The 19,763-nt window shown below is 65.2% G+C and carries 19 protein-coding genes; 12 read left to right on the top strand and 7 right to left on the bottom strand.

The window, feature by feature from the left end:
* Positions 1 to 113 precede the first annotated feature (113 nt).
* Complete coding sequence (locus CH251_RS23840) at positions 114 to 1,370, top strand: lipase family protein (protein WP_094615390.1); 1,257 nt, start codon at positions 114 to 116, stop codon at positions 1,368 to 1,370.
* 8 nt (positions 1,371 to 1,378) lie between these two features.
* Here the strand turns inward: CH251_RS23840 and CH251_RS23835 are convergent, their stop codons facing one another.
* Both CH251_RS23835 and CH251_RS23830 read right to left on the bottom strand, forming a co-directional pair.
* Complete coding sequence (locus CH251_RS23835; RefSeq protein WP_094615389.1) at positions 1,379 to 1,786, bottom strand: MerR family transcriptional regulator; 408 nt, start codon at positions 1,784 to 1,786, stop codon at positions 1,379 to 1,381.
* 34 nt (positions 1,787 to 1,820) lie between these two features.
* Positions 1,821 to 3,329, bottom strand: a complete 1,509-nt coding sequence (locus tag CH251_RS23830) for a SulP family inorganic anion transporter (RefSeq protein WP_256979277.1) — start codon at positions 3,327 to 3,329, stop codon at positions 1,821 to 1,823.
* Positions 3,330 to 3,481: 152 nt separating this feature from the next.
* On the opposite strand from CH251_RS23830, the gene CH251_RS23825 reads away from it, so the two are divergent.
* Both CH251_RS23825 and CH251_RS27640 read left to right on the top strand, forming a co-directional pair.
* On the top strand, positions 3,482 to 4,375 hold the full coding sequence (locus tag CH251_RS23825; RefSeq protein WP_094615388.1) for a LysR substrate-binding domain-containing protein: 894 nt from the start codon (positions 3,482 to 3,484) through the stop codon (positions 4,373 to 4,375).
* Between the two features lie 388 nt (positions 4,376 to 4,763).
* On the top strand, positions 4,764 to 4,940 hold the full coding sequence (locus tag CH251_RS27640; RefSeq protein ID WP_179272143.1) for a hypothetical protein: 177 nt from the start codon (positions 4,764 to 4,766) through the stop codon (positions 4,938 to 4,940).
* Between the two features lie 7 nt (positions 4,941 to 4,947).
* On the opposite strand, the gene CH251_RS23820 is transcribed toward CH251_RS27640, so the two are convergent.
* Both CH251_RS23820 and CH251_RS23815 read right to left on the bottom strand, forming a co-directional pair.
* Positions 4,948 to 5,343: a universal stress protein gene (locus CH251_RS23820; protein ID WP_094615387.1), complete on the bottom strand. Its 396-nt coding sequence runs from the start codon at positions 5,341 to 5,343 to the stop codon at positions 4,948 to 4,950.
* Positions 5,340 to 6,335 (bottom strand): 2-hydroxyacid dehydrogenase, encoded by a 996-nt coding sequence (locus CH251_RS23815; protein WP_179273425.1) that lies wholly within the window; start codon positions 6,333 to 6,335, stop codon positions 5,340 to 5,342. The genes CH251_RS23820 and CH251_RS23815 overlap by 4 nt, the downstream gene beginning before the upstream one ends.
* Before the next feature lie 338 nt (positions 6,336 to 6,673).
* Here CH251_RS23815 and CH251_RS23810 point away from each other — a divergent pair, with 338 nt between their 5' ends.
* From CH251_RS23810 to CH251_RS23780, 7 genes are read left to right on the top strand one after another with little or no spacing between them, the layout of a single operon-like run.
* Complete coding sequence (locus tag CH251_RS23810) at positions 6,674 to 8,251, top strand: ABC transporter substrate-binding protein (RefSeq protein ID WP_094615445.1); 1,578 nt, start codon at positions 6,674 to 6,676, stop codon at positions 8,249 to 8,251.
* Between the two features lies 1 nt (position 8,252).
* A complete protein-coding gene (locus CH251_RS23805) occupies positions 8,253 to 9,182 on the top strand; it encodes an ABC transporter permease (protein WP_027495305.1) in 930 nt (309 codons plus the stop codon).
* A 9-nt stretch (positions 9,183 to 9,191) separates the two neighbouring features.
* Positions 9,192 to 10,178 (top strand): ABC transporter permease, encoded by a 987-nt coding sequence (locus CH251_RS23800; protein ID WP_094615386.1) that lies wholly within the window; start codon positions 9,192 to 9,194, stop codon positions 10,176 to 10,178.
* Positions 10,175 to 11,194 (top strand): ABC transporter ATP-binding protein, encoded by a 1,020-nt coding sequence (locus tag CH251_RS23795; RefSeq protein ID WP_094615385.1) that lies wholly within the window; start codon positions 10,175 to 10,177, stop codon positions 11,192 to 11,194. Before CH251_RS23800 ends, CH251_RS23795 begins: the two co-directional genes overlap by 4 nt.
* A complete protein-coding gene (locus tag CH251_RS23790; protein WP_094615384.1) occupies positions 11,187 to 12,182 on the top strand; it encodes an ABC transporter ATP-binding protein in 996 nt (331 codons plus the stop codon). The genes CH251_RS23795 and CH251_RS23790 overlap by 8 nt, the downstream gene beginning before the upstream one ends.
* Entirely contained in the window at positions 12,182 to 12,919 is a 738-nt protein-coding gene (locus CH251_RS23785; RefSeq protein WP_094615383.1) for a sulfite exporter TauE/SafE family protein, read from the top strand. Before CH251_RS23790 ends, CH251_RS23785 begins: the two co-directional genes overlap by 1 nt.
* Before the next feature lie 49 nt (positions 12,920 to 12,968).
* A complete protein-coding gene (locus CH251_RS23780; protein ID WP_094615382.1) occupies positions 12,969 to 14,042 on the top strand; it encodes an SDR family oxidoreductase in 1,074 nt (357 codons plus the stop codon).
* 41 nt (positions 14,043 to 14,083) lie between these two features.
* Here the strand turns inward: CH251_RS23780 and CH251_RS23775 are convergent, their stop codons facing one another.
* The 3 genes from CH251_RS23775 to CH251_RS23765 form a co-directional block, all read right to left on the bottom strand.
* Positions 14,084 to 15,496 (bottom strand): xylulokinase, encoded by a 1,413-nt coding sequence (locus CH251_RS23775; protein ID WP_094615381.1) that lies wholly within the window; start codon positions 15,494 to 15,496, stop codon positions 14,084 to 14,086.
* Between the two features lie 39 nt (positions 15,497 to 15,535).
* Positions 15,536 to 17,233 (bottom strand): SulP family inorganic anion transporter, encoded by a 1,698-nt coding sequence (locus CH251_RS23770; RefSeq protein WP_094615380.1) that lies wholly within the window; start codon positions 17,231 to 17,233, stop codon positions 15,536 to 15,538.
* A 108-nt stretch (positions 17,234 to 17,341) separates the two neighbouring features.
* Entirely contained in the window at positions 17,342 to 17,686 is a 345-nt protein-coding gene (locus CH251_RS23765) for a helix-turn-helix transcriptional regulator (protein ID WP_094615379.1), read from the bottom strand.
* Positions 17,687 to 17,803: 117 nt separating this feature from the next.
* Here CH251_RS23765 and CH251_RS23760 point away from each other — a divergent pair, with 117 nt between their 5' ends.
* Positions 17,804 to 18,451 carry a TetR family transcriptional regulator gene (locus tag CH251_RS23760; protein WP_094615378.1) on the top strand — a complete coding sequence of 216 codons (648 nt, stop codon included), beginning with the start codon at positions 17,804 to 17,806 and terminating at the stop codon, positions 18,449 to 18,451.
* Between the two features lie 149 nt (positions 18,452 to 18,600).
* On the top strand, positions 18,601 to 19,758 hold the full coding sequence (locus CH251_RS23755) for an acyl-CoA dehydrogenase (RefSeq protein ID WP_032396722.1): 1,158 nt from the start codon (positions 18,601 to 18,603) through the stop codon (positions 19,756 to 19,758).
* Positions 19,759 to 19,763: the final 5 nt, after the last annotated feature.

Raw genomic sequence — 19,763 nt, 5'->3', positions numbered from 1 at the left:
AGTCCCCGCCCGATCCGAGCAAATTTTGCGTTCGGCCCCCGTAGATGATTCCGGCCCCTAGAGTCGTTTGGAAAGCTCCGGTAACGATCCGGAACTTCGACCGGGGGGTCTCGATGGGGAAGTACGCGAAGTTCGGCCGTCGGTGTGCGACGGTGGTCGCTGCGGTTTCGCTGGTGGTGTCGGGCGGGCAATGGTCGGCGGGTGCCGATCCACTCGGCGATTTCCAGAATCCGCCGCGCACCGCCGAATCGATCGCCGCGACACCGCTCGACGATCCGTGGGTCGTTCCGCCGCCCGGATACGAAACAGCCGCTCCCGGAACAGTTCTACGGACCCGCAGCGTCACCGTCGGACCACTTGTCACCCCGGTCACCACCACCCAACTGCTGGTTGCCTCGACCGACGCGAAGGACCGCCCCGCTGCCATCGTCACCAGCGTCATCGTCCCGACCGCGCCCTGGAGCTCGCCCGGTCCGCGCCCTGTTGTTGCCTACAACATGGCCATCGATTCGCTCGGCGCCACGTGTGAGCCATCGTGGACCATGCAACGCGGCATCGCTACGGAAATGGCACCCGTGCAGCTGCTTCTGGCGCGGGGCTACGCCGTCGTCGTCACCGACCACCAGGGGCCACGCCATGCGTACGCCGTCGGACCGATGGCGGCGCACGCCGTACTCGACGGTCTGCGCGGCGCGGTCACGACCGCCGCGGTCGGCCTCGATCCGACTGCGCCCCTGGGCATTACGGGCTACTCGGGCGGGGCGATCGCATCGGGCTGGGCCGTGCAGGAGGCTCCGACCTACGCCCCCGAACTGAACATCGTCGGCGCAGCGTTCGGCGGAACGCCCACCGACTTCGCACTGCTACGTCAGTCCATGAACGGCAACGCGGCGTCGGCGGTGTTCCTCGCGGCAGCGATGGGCGTCGCGCGCGAGTACCCGGAGATGCTGTCGCTCTACAACGACGACGGGTGGCGGCTCGCACAGGCGTCGAAGGACCTGTGCATCATCGGGATTGCACCGTTCGGAATCGTTGCTCCGATCCGCATCGAGTCACTGTCCATCACTCCCGATGCGTTCAATTCGCCGCTGGCGCTCGCGGTAGCCGATCAGAATCGATTGGGAGACAGCGGAACCCCGACGGCACCGGTGTTCCTGTATCACGGACAGCAAGAGTTCTGGATTCCGAAGGAAGGTCCCGAGGCCGTGTTCGACAAGTGGTGTTCACGCGGAGCCGACGTCCGCCTCGAGGAATACCTGGGTGAGCACAGCATCGTTGCCGGCAGCGGAGCTCCCGGTGCGTTCGCGTGGTTGGACGACCGCCTCGCGGGAGTTCCGGTTCGACCCGGATGCAGTAGCTTCGGCCGCTAGAGCCGAACCTACTCGCTCCGGGCTGCTGCTCCGCGAGTCGACAACACCTCGGTGAGCTCTTCTGCGTAGGCGAGCTGCCGCCGCAACGTGCGGCAGCTGTCCTCGGCCTTGGTGTGACATTCACGAACGAAGGCCGCGGCCGACGACCTGGCGTCGTCCGTCGCGTTCTCGTCTCCGAGAATGTCGAGAGATTCCAGTAGCTGTTTCATCTCGGCCAACGTGAAGTCGAGTGGCTTCATCCGGCGAATGACGAGCAGGCGTTCGACGTCGGTCTCGGTGTAGAGCCGGAAGCCCCCGACGGTCCGAGCAGAGGGCGTGACCAGACCTACGTCGTCGTAATGACGAACCGTGCGGATGGACAGCTCGGTGCGTTGAGCCACCTGTCCGATCTGCATGTGTGTGCCGTCGTCCGTCATGTGCCGCCTCTCCTCGCCCGAGCGTCCACCCTAGTCAGTGCTCGCCGCCCAGGTTTCCACTGAGACGATCGTGCCGCTCGACCGACGGCGCGTTCATACCGACGATCTCCACCGTCTTGCCCTTCGCGGCGTACTTGGTGGTGATGGCGTCCAGCGTCGCAACGGTCGATGCGTCCCAGATGTGCGACTCCGACATGTCGATGACGACGTTCTTCGGATCGCCCACATAATCGAACTGATAGATCAGGTCGTTGCTCGACGCGAAGAACAGCTCGCCCTTCACCGCGTAGACGCGAGTGTCCTCGTCGGGATGAGCCACATCGACCACCTCGGTCAGGTGCGCAACCCGCCTGGCGAACAGCACCATCGCGGTGATCACTCCGACGAGCACGCCGTATGCGAGGTTGTGGGTGATCACGGTGACCGCCACAGTCGCGACCATCACGAGGGTTTCGCTCTTGGGCATGCGCCGCAACGTCTTCGGGTTGATGCTGTGCCAGTCGAAGGTGCCGATCGAGACCATGATCATGACGGCGACGAGCGCTGCCATCGGGATCAGCGCGACGATGTCGCCGAGACCGACCACCAGAATCAGCAGGAAGACGCCCGCGAGGAACGTCGAGATCCGAGTGCGCGCACCGGAGACCTTGACGTTGATCATGGTCTGACCGATCATCGCGCAACCGCCCATGCCGCCGGTGAACCCGGTGACGAGGTTGGCCACACCCTGGCCCCAGCCCTCGCGGGTCTTGTTGGAATGCGAATCGGTGATGTCGTCGACGAGCTTGGCCGTCATCAGTGATTCGAGAAGACCGACCAGCGCAATGGCCAACGCGAACGGCGCGACGATCGACAACGTGTCGACGGTGAACGGCACATTCGGGATCAGGAACGACGGCAGCGAGGACGGCAGTTCGCCTTCGTCGCCGACGTCGGGCACGGCCAGCGCGAAGACGAGTGTGACGCCGGTCAGTATCACGATCGCGATCAGTGGTGCCGGCACGATGGTGGTGAGCTTGGGCAGGATGAACATGATGGCCAGGCCCACGGCGACCATCGGGTAGACCAACCACGGCACACCGATCAGGTACGGAATCTGCGAGGAGAAGATCAGAATCGCCAGCGCGTTGACGAACCCGACCATGACGCTGCGTGGGATGAACCGCATCAGTTTGGCGACGCCAAGGACGCTGAGCAGGACCTGCAGGATTCCGCCGAGGATCACGGCTGCGATGAGGTAATCGAGGCCGTAATCCCGTGCCAGCGGGGCTACGACCAGCGCAATGGCACCGGTCGCAGCGGAGATCATGGCCGGACGGCCACCGACGATGGAGATCGTGACCGCCATCGTGAACGACGCGAACAGCCCGACGCGCGGATCGACCCCGGCGATGATCGAGAACGAAATCGCTTCCGGAATGAGCGCCAGTGCCACGACCAAGCCTGCGAGCACTTCGGTCTTGAGTCGCTTCGGTGAGCGCAACGCACCCAGCACCGAGACGTCTTCGACGGAGGTGGCAGGCACCTGGGCAGCTCGAGACACGACGGCTCCATTCGATGGGTGCAAGGGGGGTGCTGCGCGGGAACTCTACTCTTACCGGAGGGAAGGTTACCAATCGTCGGGATCGGGCTCGTACGCTAGCTTTATACGCAAAGGCACGCCGAAACTCCCCGCGCGATGCAAGGAATGAATCGATGTTTTCGCTCAACAGGCTCTCCTGCTTCATCGCCGTCGCCGAGGAGCTGCACTTCGGCCGCGCTGCCGAGCGGCTGCACATGACGCAGCCGCCACTGAGCAGGCAAATCCAACAGCTCGAAAGTGAAGTCGGCGTTCAGCTGATCGACCGGACGAGCCGGTCGGTGACCTTGACGGCCGCGGGCCTGGCCTTCCTTCCCGAGGCTCGACGCATCCTCGACCTCGCCGAGGGCGCATTGCTGACCGTACGACGCGTCCCCACCGGAGACCTGGGCACCGTGGTCGTCGGATTCACCGGCGCATCGGCCCATGCGGTGCTGCCGCAGTTGCTCGACGCTGCGCGTGACAAGCTTCCGGATGTGAAACTCGTTCTGCGCGAGATGGTCTCGGCGGTCCAGATGGAATCTTTGGCCGTCGGCGATATCGATCTCGGGTTGGCCAGGCCGCCGCTCAAGCGACCGGGCATCGCGTCCAGGCCGGTGCTGCACGAATCCTTGATCGCAGCGATGCCCGACACTCATCCGCTGGCCGAGAAGGACGAACTGTCGGTGGAGGACTTCGACGAGCAGCCGATCATCATGTATTCACCCGTCGATGCGCGGTACTTCCACGAGTTGCTCATCAGCACCTTCACCATCGTCGGCGTGACCCCGCGTTACGTGCAGTACGTGACCCAGGTGCACACGATGCTGGTGCTCGTTCGCTCCGGGATCGGACTGGCATTGGTACCGGAGTCCGCGTCGACCATGCGTCCGAAAGGTGTTGTGTTCCGGCCGGTTCGGACAGTGAAAGAACGACCCGTGGAACTCGACGCCGCCTGGCGGGTGGACAACGACAACCCGGCGTTGCACCGCTTCATGACCGATGTGCTGCCGACACGTGAGTGGTCGTGACGCGCCGCTGATCGAGAGCGTGCCCGAAACCGCAAGTGAGCGCCCTTTTTACCGACTGCGCGCCCCCGATCACGTCATAGCGGGGGCGCGCAGTCGGTAAAAGCGGTGTGAGGTCCCCGTTTGCCGATCTATTGTCCAGATGCCCACCTTCGACGGTGGGCAGATGAATAATTTGTCGGCAAGGAGCGTGATCGATGGTCCGACAACCGCCGTGAGCGACGCGTCGCACCGCCCGATCTTCGACACGGTTCAGCGTATCCACCGAGCGCGACTCGGGACCCGTCTCCGTGATGTGGGTGGCGCGTAGTCGTTACTTTCCCTTATGATTTGCCGGGCGCCGGGAAGATCGCCGGCGCTGCCGCATCCGGCTTCGACCCAGGGGGAGCGCGTGACCACCGTTTTCTGGACACCACGTTTCGCTGCTGTGTACTTCCTCGCAGCTCTCGCAGCGTTCGTCCTGTTCACTGCGATCGGCTCGAACATGGCGATAGTCGCACCACTGATCCTGACCCTGATCGGACTGGGCATCGCCGTGTTGATTCGACACGGCAGGACCCGCCGATGACGCGCACTCAGCGCGGCAACCCCACCGGCGGCTTGACGGCCGTCACCGGGCAGTGCGCCTCGAGCAGTACACGCTGAGAGATGCTGCCCATGAACAACTTTCCGACGGGTGATCGACGCCGAATGCCGATGACGACGAGCTGAGCCTGCTCGTCGAACGAGAGGTCGATCAGGTTGTCGGCATGCGAGCGGCCTGCTTCGTTGTCGTGAATCTTCGTCGTGACACCGAGCGCCGACGCCTCCTCGCGAGCCGATTCTACGGTGGCAGCGAAGTCCGCGTCGCCTGCGCTGCCGCCCTCGGCCACGATGAGCAAGTCCGTTCCGCGCATGTGGGCCTCGCGAAATGCGAAGGGCAGTGCGCCTTTTCCTTCGACGGTCGGCGAGTAGCCGACGACGACGGTCATCGTGCCACCGGGGTGACGAGGGTGCCGTCGGCCAGGAAGCGATCGAGGTTCTCGAGAGTGAGCGCTTCCATCGCAGCACGGGTCTCCACCGTTGCGCTGCCCACGTGCGGCAGCAGCACCACGTTATCCATCGCCAGCAGGGCGTCGGGCACGTTCGGTTCATGGGCGAAGACGTCCAGGCCGGCACCGGCGAGCTGCCCCGCTGCAAGCAACTCGATCAGCGCCTCCTCGTCCACGACGCTTCCGCGGGCCACGTTGATCAGATGTCCCTGCGGCCCCAGCGCTTCGAGCACCGCGCGATCGACCAGATGCGCAGTTCCCGAGCCACCCGACGCGGCGATGACCAGCACGTCGACGCTCTCTGCAAGCGCTCTCGGGCTGGCAGCGTAGACGTAGGGCGAACCATCGATCTCGTTGCGATTGTGGTACGAGATCTCACAGCGAAACCCGTTGAGCCGATCGGCAATTGCCGAACCGATGCGCCCGAGTCCGATGATTCCGACGCGCGTGCCGGTGACCTGACGCGTCAGTGGCGTGTTGCCCTCGGCGGGCCAACGGCCGGCGCGCACGAAACGCTCGGCGGACGAGAGCCCGCGCACGGTATCGATCAGCAAGCCCACGGCCAGGTCGGCCACGCAATCGGTCAGTACGTCCGGGGTGTTGCTGACGGCGATGCCTCGGCCGGCTGCGGCGTCGACGTCGGTGGTGTCGTATCCGACGCCGAAGTTGACGACGGCACCGAGCTGCGGCAACCGGTCCATCAGCGCAGCATCGACTCCGGTCCGGCCGGAGGTGACGACCGCGGTGATCGAGCTGCCGTGTGCGGCCAGGAAGTCCTCGCGCTCGTCGCCCTCGGGGAGAACCAGCGCGTCGTACTCGGCCACCAGAGTGTCCATCAACGACGGTTTGAGTGGCCCCACTCGGAGCACACGCCCGTTCCCGCGCGAATCCTGCTGCGACACAGACGATTCCTCTGAACTGACGGTGACCATTGTTCTCCTCGCGAGATGGTGGAACGTGCGCGTTTCCTGTACGGTATGCCGCTTCTCGAATACCTGTCCAACACGGAAATAACATGGACCGATACCCAAACGGCATGAACGACGCATTGGCGATGCCGCGTCGACCATCCCGTCCGGCATCGGGCCTGGTCAGTACCCCACTACTGTGACCTGAGCCCCAACAAAGGACCCGATGTGATCCACAAAACTGCTCGAAAAGCCGATTTCGCCCGGTTGACGTCGCAGATCACGCGCTCCTACCGTGTGTCTACCGTCACAGATTCGGCTGCGACATGCAGACGCGGATCCTTTTCCCACTGGAGGCCACCATGAGCCCTGCACTCTTCGTGCAGCAGGGACGGAACCATCGCGTCGCCGCAATAGCTGTTGGCGCACTGTCACTTTCACTGATCGCAAGCGGCTGCACCGTCGCCAACTCCAACAACGGCGGACCGAGTCGCGCCGACACCCTCCGCATCGTTCTGCCGCAGGAACCGCCCACCCTCGAGGCCTGCGACGTCTCGCTCACGTCGGTCGGGGTCGTCACCCGCTCGAACATCACCGAGCCACTGATGGAGCGCAACCCCAGCACCGGCGATCTCGAACCGAAGCTGGCCGACTCGTGGGAACAGACCTCCGATACCGAGTGGACGTTCGCGATCCACCCCGGCGTGACCTTCAGCGACGGCAGCCCATTCGAGGCCGAGGACGCTGCGTTCTCCATCGACCGAACGGTCAACTCGGAGCTGGGCTGCAACGTCGAGGGCTACGTATTCGGCGACGCGAACCTGGTGGTGAGAGCGGTCGATCCTCTGACATTGACGGTCGAGTCCCCCGAACCCGACCCCATCCTGCCGCTTCGTCTGTCGTTCGTCGAGATGGTCCCGCGCACGACGAGCTACACCGAGCGCGTGCGTGAACCGATCGGAACGGGACCGTTCGCGATCGAACGCTGGGACTACGGCCAGAAGCTCTCGCTCGTACGCAACGAGAGCTATTGGGGTCCGGAGCCCGAATACGCCAGGGCCGAATACCAGTGGCGCAGCGAGGGAAGCGTCCGCGCATCGATGGTGACCAACGGTGAGGCCGAGATCGCAACGTCGGTCGGCCCGGAGGACGGGGCCGGCGACCTGGGCGTCGCATACCCCAACAACGAGACCACGGCGCTCCGCATCCAGGCCGCGCAGCCGCCGCTGGACGACATGCGGGTGCGGCAGGCCATCAACTACGCGATCAATCGCGACGGCATCGTAAAGGCACTCTTCCGCGGACTCGGCTCGCCTGCAGCTCAACTGATTTCCGAGGGTGTCGTGGGATTCAACGAGGAGTTGACCCCATGGCCGTACGACATGGACGAGGCCCGCGCATTGATCGACGAGGCCCGCGCCGACGGCGTACCCGTCGACACCGAGATCCTCCTGATCGGACGCACCGGGCAGTTCCCGAAGATCAACGAGACGGTCGAGGTCATCCAGAACTCGCTGTCCAAGATCGGTATGAACGTGAAGATCGAAATGATGGATGCCGCAGGCACTGCCGAATATCAGGAACGTCCGTTCCCGGACGTCGGGCCGTATCTGCTGGTGATTCAGCACGGCAACCAGGCCGGCGACTCCGCGTTCACCGTCGACCAGTACTTCACCAGCGACGGTTTCCAGAGTGCATACGGCACAGCGGAATTCGACCGCGAGATAGCTGCCGCCGGCGCGCTGACCGGCGAGGACCGGCAGGACGCGTACGCGCAGGTGTTCGCCGACGAACCGAAAGACATCATGCAGATGGCCTACATCGCGCACATGAACGGGGTGCTCGCCAAGGCGTCCTCGGTCGACTACACCCCCAACTCGGCCACGGTCGACGAAATGCATCTCGCCGCCATGACGCGCGCCGACACCGAGAGGCCCTGACATGTTCAGATTCCTGCGCCGACGGATCTACACCAGCCTGATCCCGCTGTTCGTCGTTCTGCTGGGCGTGTTCTTCCTCGCTCGGCTCACCGGCGACCCCACCAGCCTGTACCTACCCGAGTCTGCAACCCAGGCGCAGCGCGAGGCGTTCCGCGCCACCAACGGCTTCGATCAGCCGGTGCTGACGCAGCTGCTGGACTACTTCAAGGGCGTCGTCCAACTCGACTTCGGGCAGTCGCTCCGCACCGGCGAGGACGCGTCGGCAATGGCACTGCGCGCATTCCCCGCGACGTTGCAGCTGGCGTTCGCGACGATGTTCCTCGCCATCCTCGGCGCGGTGATCATCGGCTGCTGGGCCGCGTACCGGCCCAACTCGCTGGCCGATCGCATCTCGAGCCTGCTGTCGATGACGGCCGCATCCATCCCGGACTTCTGGTTCGCCATCATGGGCGTCTACGTCTTTGCCATCCTGTTCGGCTGGCTGCCCACCTCGGGCGTGGACAGCGGAATGCTCTCCTGGGTGTTGCCGATCGCCACCCTGCTCATTCGTCCCCTCGGCGTTCTGACCCAGGTGGTGCGCGGTGCGATGGTGTCGGCACTGTCGGCACCGTACGTGCGACTGGCGAGAAGCAAAGGGGCGGGCGATCTTCGGGTCGTCACCCACCACGCTCTGCGCAACGCCGCCGCGCCGGCATTGACCGTCGCAGGTGACCTGATGGTCGGACTCGTCAACGGCGCGGTGGTCGTCGAGGCCATCTTCGGCTGGCCCGGCATCGGAAAACTGATGATCGACGCCATCCTGCAGCGCGACTTCGCCGTCCTCCAGGCGGCTGTTCTGTTGACGGCGGTGTCCATCTTCGTGCTCAACATCGTCATCGACGCCTGCTACGCACTGCTCGACGCCCGGGTTCGCGACAAGGTGAAGGTCTAGGAGAAACAGATGTCACTCGACTTCGAAGCACCGAAAACGTCCGAGCCCGAGGATGTTCCGCCCCAGAGCCCGGTGGAAGCCCGCAAGGCATCGGCTCCGCTGTGGAAGCTACTGCTACGAGACAGGGTCGCCACCGTCGCCGCCGCGATCCTGGTGCTGGTCTTCCTCACCGCGATCTTCGGGCCGATGCTGGTCGGCGACTCGGCAACCGATCAGGATCTCGACCGCTCCAACCTGCCTCCGTTCACCCTCGACACCGGGTGGATGAACATTCTCGGCACCGATCCACTGGGTCGCAGCATGTTGGCCCGGTTGATCGTGGCCAGCAGAACCACACTCTCGGTGGCCATTCCGGCCGTCATTCTCTCCGCGATCATCGGCTCGTTCATCGGTATGTGGGCCGGCTTCCATCGCGGTTGGCGCGAGACCGCGGCGATGCGCGTCGCCGACGTGATCCTCAGCTTCCCGTCCCTGCTGATGGCCGTCGTCGTGCTCTACGTGTTCTCCCCCAGTGCCGCCAACATCGTTCTGGTCCTGACGGTCACACGCATCCCGATCTACCTGCGTACGGCCCGCGCGGAGTCGGCCGAGTTGCAGAGTCGATTGTTCGTCGACGCCGCACGAACCTTCGGGGCGAAGAGCGGATCGGTGATCAGACGCCATGTGGCCCCTATCCTGCTACCGACCCTGCTCACCGTCGCGACCCTGGACTTCTGCTTCGTCATTCTCGCCGAGTCGTCATTGAGCTTCCTGGGCATCGGAATTCAGCCGCCAGACGTCTCGTGGGGCCTGATGGTCTCGCAGGGCCGTACCTACCTGCAGACTGCCTGGTGGCTCTCCTTCTTCCCCGGCCTGGCCATCGTGTTGACGACCGTCTCGGCCACCGTGCTCGCCGCCTGGGCCCGCATCGCCACCGATCCGGCACAGCGGTGGCGACTCAACGTCCCCCGCTCCAAGCGGTCTCGCCTGCTCCCCGTACGAAAGGTCGTCTCATGAGCGCACCGGCAACTGCACCACAGCGACCCGACACCGGAAGCGCCGCCCTGGACGTACGAGGACTGACCGTCGATCTGCGGACGCCGTCGGGCGTCATTCGCGCCGTGGACAACGTCTCCTTCACCGCCCGTCGCGGCGAAACCCTCGCCCTGCTGGGTGAATCGGGCTGCGGCAAGTCGATGACGGCGCAGGCCATCGTCGGGTTGCTCGAGCCGATCGCAGACATCACCGGCGGTTCGGTCGAGCTGGGTGAGGTGGACCTGGTGACGGCGAAGACCAAGGTGCGACGCACCATCGCCGCCACCGAACTGGCCATCGTATTCCAGGACGCACTGACCGCCCTCAATCCCGTCTACACCGTGGGAACCCAACTGGCCGAGCCGTTTCGGATCCATCGCGGCATGTCCGGCAAACAAGCACGGGCAGAGGCCATCGCGCTGATGGCCCGAGTGGGTATCCCCGAGCCCGAATCACGCGCCGACTCCTATCCGCACCAGTTCTCCGGCGGAATGCGCCAACGCCTGCTGATCGCGATGGCGGTCGCACTGAGTCCGTCGGTACTGCTCGCCGACGAACCCACCACCGCCCTCGACGTCACCGTGCAGGCACAGATCATGGCCCTGCTCAAGGAACTACGCACCGAACACGACATGGCCGTCGTACTCATCACCCACGACCTCGCCCTCGTGGCCGAGGAGGCCGACCGGGTCGCCATCATGTACGCGGGCAACGTCGTCGAGACCGGACCGGTGTCCGAGGTATTCGGCGCACCGCGGCACCCGTACACCAAGGGACTGCTCGACTCGGTACCCGTACACGCCGTCCGCGGTGAGGATCTGAAGTCGATCGGCGGCACCCCACCGGATCTTCACTCCATCCCCGACGGGTGCGTCTATCGGGCCCGCTGCCCCCTGGCCCGAGAGATCTGCATCAACACTCGCCCCCCGCTCGAATCCGTCGGCAGCGGCCGGATGTCGGCATGCCACTTCCCGAACGAGGTATCCAGCCATGTCTGAGCAACTGTTGACCGTTCGCGGCCTGAACAAGACCTTCGACGTCGGCCGCGGCAAGCTCCGCGCCCTCGACGCCATCGACCTGGATCTTCGACGCGGTGAAACCCTCGGCCTCGTGGGCGAATCCGGCTGCGGCAAGTCCACTCTCGCGCGGACCCTGATGATGCTCGAACGACCCGACTCGGGCACCGTCGCGTTCGACGGCACGGATCCGTTCGCGCTGCGCGGCAAGGAACTGCTCGCATGGCGTCGGCGGGTGCAGATGGTCTTCCAGGACCCCTACGGTTCGCTCAACTCGCGAATGACGGCCGGGGACATCATCGGCGAGCCATGGCGAACCCACAAGAGCCTGTACAAGACTCGCCGCGACCGCTCTGCACGCGTACGTGAGCTGCTGCATCTGGTCGGCCTTCGACCGAGCGACGAGAACCGCTTCCCGCAGGAATTCTCCGGCGGTCAACGCCAACGCCTCGGCATCGCGCGAGCTCTGGCGCTGAACCCCGACGTGATCATCTGCGACGAGCCGGTCTCGGCGCTCGATCTCTCGGTGCAGGCGCAGGTACTCAACCTGCTCAACGACCTGCAGAAGCAACTCGGCATCTCGTACGTGTTCATCTCGCACGATCTGTCGGTCGTCCGGCACGTCGCCGACCGCGTCGCTGTGATGTACCTCGGACGCATCGTCGAATCCGGGCCCACCGAAGCAGTATTCGACCGACCGGCTCACCCGTACACCGCGGCGTTGATGTCGGCTGCACCCACACTCGACGCGTCGAACCGTGGGACGAAGATCCTGCTGAAGGGCGAGGTACCGTCGCCGCTGAATCCGCCGTCGGGATGCCGCTTTCGCACGCGCTGTTGGAAGGCCACCGAACTGTGTGCCGGTGAGGCACCACCGGTGGCGCTCGACGCCGACGAGGCCGATCACATCGCAGAATGTCACTATCCCCTCGCCGCAGGCAATCTCGGCCTCGTCGCTGCCGGGACGTGATGGCGACACACCTGAGCGTCACCGGTTTCGTCGTCGTCGCGCTGGCCATCTTCTTCGCCTCGGCGATGCAGGCGTCCATCGGATTCGGCATGGGCATGCTCGCCGCACCGATCGTGGCGATCGTCGACCCCGGCCTCATCCCGGCGACGCTGATCATGCTCGCCGTTGTCGTCAGTGTGCTCGTTCTGGTTCGTGATCGCACCGCCCTCGATCTCTCGGGCGCCGGGTGGGCACTCGCCGGTCGCCTACCCGGGTCGGCAGTCGGTGCACTTCTGCTCGTCCTGTTGCCCGAACGCGGACTCGCGATTCTGCTGGCACTGGTGGTGCTGGGCGGCGTCGCATTGACGTCGTTCGGCTGGGTCCCGTTGCCGCACAGACGAAATTTGGTGGTGGCCGGAGCCGCATCGGGAATTCTTGGAACGGCCACCTCCATCGGCGGGCCGCCGATGGCGCTGGTGTGGCAACGCAACACCGGAGCCGAGCTGCGCAGCACCATGAGCTGCTTCTTTCTCGTCGGCTCGATCATCTCGCTGGCGGTACTGGCGGTGGCCGGCGCTGTGGACGCCCACACGGCCACGCTGTTCGTGTTCCTGGCCCCGGCGACCATTCTCGGTTTCCTGCTGTCACGGGTGGTCAATCGAGTTCTCGATCGTCGACGCCTGCGGATCATCGCGATCACCGTCTCCGCCGTCGGCGCGCTCGTGCTCGTCGCCCAGCAAGTTCTCACTCTGTTGTGAGACTCGACGCGTCACGTGTTGCATCGGCTCCAGTGGGTAGTCGGTGCGAATGACTACGAACAACACGCGCGCGCTGATCGTCGGTGCCACCGGTATTTCCGGGCAGGCCCTGTGCCGCGCCGCACTCGATGCAGGCTGGACCACCTACGGACTGAGCCGCAGCGGAAGTGTCCCCGTCGACGGCGTCATCCCCGTGGCCGCCGATCTGCTCGACCCGGCCTCGCTGGAGAACGCACTGAAGGACGTCCGCCCCGAGGTCGTGTTCTTCACCGCCTGGATGAAGAAGGACTCGGAGCAGGAGAACATCGAGGTCAACTCGGCGACCTTGCGTAACGTGCTGGACGTCCTCGGCCCCCTCGACTCGGTGAAGCACGTCGCGCTGATGACCGGACTCAAGCACTACCTCGGACCGTTCGATGCCTACGGCGAAGCCGTGATGGCCGAGACGCCGTTCCACGAAACCGAGGACCGTCTCGACACCCCCAACTTCTACTACGCGCAGGAAGACGAACTGTTCGCCGGTGCGGAGAAGTTCGGATTCGGCTGGAGCGTGCACCGCGCACACACCATCTCCGGCTTCGCGGTCGGCAACGCGATGAACATGATGTTGACGCTGTCCGTGTACGCGTCGATCTGCAAGGAACTCGGCGAGAAGTTCGTCTTCCCCGGTTCCGAGATGCAGTGGAACGGGCTCACCGACCTCACCGACGCAGACCTGCTCGCCGAGCAGATGGTCTGGGCCGCAACCGATGAGAATGCGCACAACGAGGCGTTCAACATCGCCAACGGTGACGTCTTCCGCTGGCGCTGGCTGTGGCCGCAGTTCGCCGCGCACTTCGGCGTCGAGCCCGAGGGCTACGACAGCGAGCCGCGTCCCCTCGAACCCCGCATGTCCGACGCGGCCGCCGCGTGGAAGCGCATCGCCGACAAGCACGATCTGGTCGAAAGCGACGTCTCACGCCTCGCGTCGTGGTGGCACACCGACGGTGACCTCGGCCGCGACATGGAATGCCTGACGGACATGAACAAGTCCAAGAAGGCCGGCTTCCTCGGCTTCCGATCCACCCCGGACGCCATCGCCTCGGTGATCCAGCGCTACCGAGATGCGCGCCTGATTCCCTGAGTGCCTGCGGCAGTGGTGCGGTTAAGTGCCCTCTGCGGCACTCAACCGCGCCACTGCGGCTCCGCCGCATACGCGGCGTAGCGTTCGCGCACCGCCGGGGTGGGGTCGGCCTCGTACGTCTTCGACGCTGCCTGCGCCCAGGTCGGCGGCTCGCTGGTTCCGGCCAGCGTCCACGCCGCCTGGCGCGCTGCGCCGTCGGCCACGTACTCCCCCGGCTCCGGCACGAGCACCGGAACGCCGAGAATCGCCGGGGCCAGCTCGCGAAGTGCAGCCGATTTTGCGCCACCGCCGATGAGCAGCACCCGCTTCGTCTCCACCCCTTGTGCTCGCAGGTGGTCGATACCGTCGGCCAAACCGCACAGCAGACCCTCGATTGCCGCGCGTGCCAGGTGACCCGGCGTCGAATTGTTCAGTCGCAGGCCGTGAATCGCGCCGGATGCATCGGGACGGTTGGGGGTGCGCTCACCCTCGAGGTAGGGCACCAACACCAGTCCCTCGCTGGTCGTCGACAGCGCCAATCGAGACAGTTCGTCATGGTCGACGCCCAGTAGGCGCGCCGTCGCATCGAGCACCCGGGCAGCGTTGAGGGTGCACACCAACGGCAACTGCCTGCCGGTGGCATCGGCGAATCCGGCGACCAGGCCCGAACCATCGGTTGCTGCAACCGATGTCACGGCCGATACGACGCCGGAGGTACCCACCGAGACCACCACGTCACCGGGCTGGGCATCGAGGGCGAGGGCAGCGGCGGCATTGTCTCCGGTACCCGGTCCGATCAGTACACCGCTGCGCATTCGGCCGATGGTCTCGTTCGGAGCTGCGACCCGCGGAAGCTGCGGAGTGCGCCCACGAAAACCCAACTGCAACAGATCGGTTCGATACTCGTTCGAGGCGGCGGAGAAGTACCCGGTGCCGCTGGCATCGCCCCGATCCGTGGCCAGGGAATCGAGCCCGGATGCGCCGCCGAGCTGCCAGCTGAGCCAATCGTGCGGAAGACACACGGCCGCAGTGCGATCGGCGTTCTCCGGCTCGTGGTCGGCGAGCCATCGCAGCTTGGCGACGGTGATCGACGCCAGTGGGACCACCCCGACGGCGTCGGCCCACGCCTGCCCGCCGTCGACGCCGGTCTCCTTCCCCAACTCGGACACCAAGTCTGTTGCGGCCTGCGCCGACCGAGTGTCGTTCCACAGCAGGGCTTTACGAACCACCGCTCCTGCCTCGTCGAGACACACCATGCCGTGCTGTTGCGCACCGACCGACACCGCGTCCACATCGTCGAGTCCGCCTGCTGCTGCCACCGCCTCGTCGAGCGCATCCTTCCAGCGCTGCGGGTCGATCTCGGTGCCGTCGGGGTGGGCGGCTCGCCCCTGGCGCACCAACTCTCCCGATTCGGCATCACGGACGAATACTTTGCACGATTGGGTGGAGGAGTCGATTCCTGCAACGAGAGCCACGATGAGCCGGTCCTTTCCTACGCAAGTGTGACTTGGACCCTACCCGCGGGGTTCGGCTGCCTCGGTCACGACGGTGCGTGCGTAGGCGATGGCCTGCGGCGTGGTCTCGAAAACACGGCGCGCCTCGTCGTCCTTGGTGGTGAACACACCCAGCGCCGTCAGCGGTCGCAGGTGTTCGGGTTTGGCCGCAGAGATGAGGACGGTGATGTGGCGATGTTCGAGTTCGGTGATCGTGTCCTTGAGGACGATGGCTCCGGTGGCGTCGATCGTCGTCACTCGTGACATGCGCAGGATCACCACTTTCACGTCCGACACATCGGCGAGCTCGAGCAGAAAGCTGTGCGCGGCTCCGAAGAACAGAGCGCCGTCGATTCGGTAGGCGACGATGTGCTCGCGCAGCAAGCCTTCTTCTTCCGTCGAGACCGCGTCGAGTGCGTCCAGAGGAACCTGCTCGACCCTGGCGGATCGCGCAACAGCCCGTAGTGCCAGCACCGCAGCGAACCCGACGCCGACCGCCACCGCCGTCACCAGATCGAAGACGACCGTGACGAGGAAGGTCGCCACCATCACCACTGCGTCCCCACGACCGGCGCGAGAAATTGCGCGGATGGACGCGGTTTCGACCATGCGCACCGTCGTCGCCAGGAGCACCCCGGCCAGAGCCGCGAGTGGAATGTCGGCCACCAAGCCCGCGGCGGAGTACATGATGGCGGCGAGGATCACGGCATGAGTGAGCGCTGCGAGCCTGGTACGCGCTCCGGATCGAACGTTGACGGCGGTGCGGGCGATGGCACCGGTGGCGGGAATCCCGCCGAACAACGGCGCGGCGATGTTCGCCAGGCCTTGCCCGAACAGTTCACGGTCGGGGTTGTGCCGCGCGCCGACGCCCATCGAGTCCGCCGCGGTCGCGGACAGCAGCGACTCCAGCGCCGCCAGCGCAGCGACGGCGAACGCCGGTGCCAACAACGCCGTCACGTCACCGAGGTGGAAGAAGCTCAGGCTCGGCGCGGACAGCGACGACGGAATCGTGCCGATACGGGCGATGTCGAGGTCGAACAGTTGGGTGACCACCGTCGCTCCAGCGACCGCAACCAGCGAGAACGGGATTTTCGGAGCCAGGCGGCCGCCGACGAGCATGACTATCGCGACCGTGACGGCCACGGTGGGCGTCAGAACGCTCGCGTTCGAGACGAACGAGCGCACCGCATCGAACGCGGATTGCCACACCTTCTCACCCTCGGCGTCGGTGATACCCAGGGCCGACGGAACCTGTTGCAGCGCAATGACGACGGCGATGCCGGCAGTGAACCCTTCGATGACGGGTGCCGGCATGTACCGGACGGCGCGACCGACTCCGGCGGCGGCGAGTGCGAGCAGTATGACTCCGGCCATCAGCCCGACGGCGAGTACGCCGGTCGGCCCGTACTCGGCCACGATCGGCACGAGCACCACCGTCATGGCACCGGTCGGACCGGACACCTGGAACCGTGATCCGCCGAACACCGCGGCGACGACTCCCGCGATGATCGCCGTGGTCAGGCCGGCCGCTGCACCCAGACCGGTGCTGACGCCGAAGCCGAGCGCCAGAGGCAACGCGACAAGGGCCACGATCAGACCGGCCAGTAGATCCGCACCGGGCGCGCGGAAGGCGGGTTTCCACTCGCTCCATCTGGGCAGGAGCGCTGTCACAGCCCTCGAGGCGTCGGTCTTACGGTGGGGTTTCGTCGGTTCGGACATGTGACGTTCTCCGAGAACTCATCGATCCTGATCCAGCTGATTGCTAAGTTTAGCAAGTAATGAATCAGGTGAACAGCGGCGTGAGCCGGACCATCCGAAGCCGTCGGGTCAGGTGCGCGCCCCGGACTCGCCTTCCAGCAGCTCGGCCTGGTTGGCCACCACTCCCGTGAGTATTTCCCGCGCAACGAGCAACAGGTCGGCCACCTTCGGCGACGTCAACGTGTAGGACACCGACAGGCCTTCCCGAGTGCCTTCGATGAGACCGGCGCGCCGCAGGATGGACAACTGCTGAGACAGATTGGCCGGCTCGATGCCGATTTCCGGAAGCATCTCGGACACGGCGTGCTCGCGCTCACTGAGCAACTCGAGCACCCGAATGCGCGCGGGATGCGCCAACGTCTTGAAGAAGTCGGCTTTCATTCTGTACAGCGGCCGGCTCTGATCCGTGGCCATGAAAGTCCTCCCGTGGCACCCGCCGCCGCGCAGCAGGCTACTTGCGAACACTAGCAACCAACGGACGGAAGAGAACGTCCTCCCTGCTCGTCCCGAAACTCGGCTACCTTCACTCCCATGAGCGGAGAACCCGAAGAATCCACCGACTTCAGGCTCACCGTGGCCACCGCGGCCCTCGACCTGTTCTCCGTCAAGGGCTACGAGTCGACGACGGTGGACGACATAGCCGGTGCCGCCGGAATCTCGCGTCGGACATTCTTTCGTCAGTTCCGCGCCAAGGAAGACGTCGTCTTCGCCGATCACGAAATTCTGCTCGAGCAGGCAGGCGCGTTCCTCGAATCGAACGAGGGCGATCCCTGGCGGGCCGTGTGCGATGCCGCGCAGTTGGTGTACGAACGGTTCTCCGACTGGCAGGACATGTCGCGCCTGCGCTACCAGGTGGTGCACAAGATCCCGGCCCTGCGTGACCGCGAGATCGTCACCGTGTTTCGCTACGACAGACTCTTCGTCGAGTATCTGCAGCGCGTTCTGCCCGATCACCCGCACCTGGAGATCCTGCAGTTCTCGGCCACGGTGACCGCGACGCACAACTACATCCTTCGTCGGATGATTCGCGACGGCCTACCGACGTCCGTCGAGGATCTGCGTTCGGCACTCGCCCAGGTACGCGCGCAGTTCTCCGGCGAGATCGTCGTCGCCTCGTTCCCCCGGGGCACGTCCGTCACCAAAGTCGTCGACGCGTTGGCCGATCACACAAGCGCCTGACCCCTCCGGATCGGATGGCACTGAGTGCCGGATACCCGAGACCCGGTCTTGAATCGGTCTGTATTCGGACGTACACTGGGGCAATCCTTGGCACTGAGTGCCCTCTCCGGGCAGTGCTACCCCCCGACACACCGAGGAGCGTGGCCGACATGGCCGGAAATCCCGACTTCGATCTGTATCAATCGCCCGAAGAGCACGACGAACTGCGCGCGGCCATTCGGGCGCTCTCGGAGAAGGAGATCGCTCCGTACGCCAAAGAGGTCGACGAGGACTCCCGCTTCCCCGAGGAAGCACTCAAAGCGCTGAACGCCTCGGGCTTCAACGCCATCCACGTTCCCGAGGAGTACGACGGCCAGGGTGCCGATTCCGTCGCCGCCTGCATCGTCATCGAAGAGGTCGCCCGCGTCTGCGGCTCGTCCTCGCTGATCCCCGCGGTCAACAAGCTCGGCACGATGGGGCTGATCCTCAAGGGCTCCGAGGAGCTCAAGAAGCAGGTCCTTCCGTCCCTGGCCGGTGGCGCGATGGCGTCGTACGCCCTGTCCGAGCGCGAAGCGGGATCCGACGCGGCGAGCATGCGCACCCGCGCCAAGGCGGACGGTGACGACTGGATCCTCAACGGCTCCAAGTGTTGGATCACCAACGGCGGCAAGTCCGAGTGGTACACCGTCATGGCCGTGACCGATCCCGACAAGGGTGCCAACGGCATCTCCTCGTTCATCGTGCACAAGGACGACGAGGGATTCGTCGTCGGACCCAAGGAGAAGAAGCTCGGCATCAAGGGCTCACCCACCGCCGAGCTGTACTTCGAGAACTGCAAGATTCCCGGCGATCGCATCATCGGCGAGCCCGGTACCGGCTTCAAGACCGCGCTGGAGACACTCGATCACACCCGCCCCACCATCGGCGCACAGGCCGTCGGCCTGGCACAGGGTGCCCTCGATGCGGCCATCGCGTACACCAAGGACCGCAAGCAGTTCGGTACCTCGATCTCGAGCTTCCAGGCAGTGCAGTTCATGCTCGCCGACATGGCGATGAAGGTCGAAGCGGCTCGACTGATGGTCTACAGCTCCGCAGCCCGCGCCGAGCGCGGCGAGAAGAACCTCGGGTTCATCTCCGCGGCAGCGAAGTGCTTCGCCTCGGACGTGGCCATGGAGGTCACCACCGACGCCGTGCAGCTCTTCGGCGGTGCCGGCTACACCACCGACTTCCCGGTCGAGCGCATGATGCGCGACGCCAAGATCACCCAGATCTACGAGGGCACCAACCAGATTCAGCGTGTCGTCATGTCGCGGGCGCTGCTCAAATGAGCGAC

Origin of the sequence: Rhodococcus sp. 06-462-5 (assembly GCF_002258315.1) — a bacterium.
Lineage (GTDB): Bacteria > Actinomycetota > Actinomycetes > Mycobacteriales > Mycobacteriaceae > Rhodococcoides.
Note: the sequence above shows the minus strand (reverse complement) of the source record. Positions and strands in the feature narration are given on the sequence as shown.

Excerpts from the sequence above, each read along its gene's own strand:
- CH251_RS23840 (WP_094615390.1), top strand. The coding sequence starts at position 114 with ATGGGGAAGTACGCGAAGTTCGGCCGTCGGTGTGCGACGGTGGTCGCT.
- CH251_RS23835 (WP_094615389.1), bottom strand. The coding sequence starts at position 1,786 with ATGACGGACGACGGCACACACATGCAGATCGGACAGGTGGCTCAACGC.
- CH251_RS23825 (WP_094615388.1), top strand. The coding sequence starts at position 3,482 with ATGTTTTCGCTCAACAGGCTCTCCTGCTTCATCGCCGTCGCCGAGGAG.
- CH251_RS23820 (WP_094615387.1), bottom strand. The coding sequence starts at position 5,343 with ATGACCGTCGTCGTCGGCTACTCGCCGACCGTCGAAGGAAAAGGCGCA.
- CH251_RS23815 (WP_179273425.1), bottom strand. The coding sequence starts at position 6,335 with ATGGTCACCGTCAGTTCAGAGGAATCGTCTGTGTCGCAGCAGGATTCG.
- CH251_RS23810 (WP_094615445.1), top strand. The coding sequence starts at position 6,674 with ATGAGCCCTGCACTCTTCGTGCAGCAGGGACGGAACCATCGCGTCGCC.
- CH251_RS23805 (WP_027495305.1), top strand. The coding sequence starts at position 8,253 with ATGTTCAGATTCCTGCGCCGACGGATCTACACCAGCCTGATCCCGCTG.
- CH251_RS23800 (WP_094615386.1), top strand. The coding sequence starts at position 9,192 with ATGTCACTCGACTTCGAAGCACCGAAAACGTCCGAGCCCGAGGATGTT.
- CH251_RS23795 (WP_094615385.1), top strand. The coding sequence starts at position 10,175 with ATGAGCGCACCGGCAACTGCACCACAGCGACCCGACACCGGAAGCGCC.
- CH251_RS23790 (WP_094615384.1), top strand. The coding sequence starts at position 11,187 with ATGTCTGAGCAACTGTTGACCGTTCGCGGCCTGAACAAGACCTTCGAC.
- CH251_RS23785 (WP_094615383.1), top strand. The coding sequence starts at position 12,182 with ATGGCGACACACCTGAGCGTCACCGGTTTCGTCGTCGTCGCGCTGGCC.
- CH251_RS23780 (WP_094615382.1), top strand. The coding sequence starts at position 12,969 with ATGACTACGAACAACACGCGCGCGCTGATCGTCGGTGCCACCGGTATT.
- CH251_RS23770 (WP_094615380.1), bottom strand. The coding sequence starts at position 17,233 with ATGTCCGAACCGACGAAACCCCACCGTAAGACCGACGCCTCGAGGGCT.
- CH251_RS23765 (WP_094615379.1), bottom strand. The coding sequence starts at position 17,686 with ATGGCCACGGATCAGAGCCGGCCGCTGTACAGAATGAAAGCCGACTTC.
- CH251_RS23760 (WP_094615378.1), top strand. The coding sequence starts at position 17,804 with ATGAGCGGAGAACCCGAAGAATCCACCGACTTCAGGCTCACCGTGGCC.
- CH251_RS23755 (WP_032396722.1), top strand. The coding sequence starts at position 18,601 with ATGGCCGGAAATCCCGACTTCGATCTGTATCAATCGCCCGAAGAGCAC.